Annotated in this window: 1 protein-coding gene; it reads right to left on the bottom strand. The window is 59.9% G+C overall.

The window, feature by feature from the left end; all coding sequences use genetic code 11:
- Positions 1–656, bottom strand: a 656-nt coding sequence (locus tag ACTHUR_RS14955; RefSeq protein WP_440399389.1) for an aconitase family protein, incomplete at both ends; no start/stop codon positions are given.

The following is a 656-nucleotide window of genomic DNA, read 5'->3' as shown; positions in this document are numbered from 1 at the left end:
CCGTCAGGCTGCGTTCGCCCGCCAGCGCGCCTTCCCAATAGGGCGGACGGCGGATGTATGTGGACATCGGACGCCAGTCGTACAGCGGACTCGGGGCTTTTTGCGCTTTGCCGGTGTCGAACATCGGTACATACACGTCGCGGAATTGCTGCGGTTTCACATATTCGGCGACAACGGCATCGATTTCTTCGTCGGTCGGCCAGATGTCTTTCAGGCGGATTTCCTTGCCCTCGTCTGAAACGCCGAGTACGTCGTTTTCAATATCGAAACGGATGCTGCCCGCGACGGCGTATGCCACCACCAGCGGGGGCGAAGCGAGGAAAGCCTGTTTCGCATACGGGTGGATGCGGCCGTCGAAGTTGCGGTTGCCCGACAGTACGGCGGTGGCGTACAAATCGCGGTCTATGATTTCCTGCTGGATTTTCGGGTCGAGCGCGCCGCTCATGCCATTGCAGGTGGTGCAGGCGAAGGCGACGATGCCGAAGCCGAGTTTTTCCATTTCGGGCAGCAGACCCGCTTCTTTCAAATAGATTTCCGCCACTTTCGAGCCGGGGGCGAACGAGGTTTTGACCCACGGTTTGCGTTTCAGCCCGAAGCGGTTGGCGTTGCGCGCCAAGAGCGCGGCAGCAACGACGTTGCGCGGATTGGAAGTGTTG

It is taken from the genome of Neisseria sp. P0021.S007 (genome assembly GCF_051956855.1).
The sequence above is the reverse complement of the archived record's forward strand: the minus strand, read 5'-3'. Positions and strand labels throughout refer to the sequence as shown.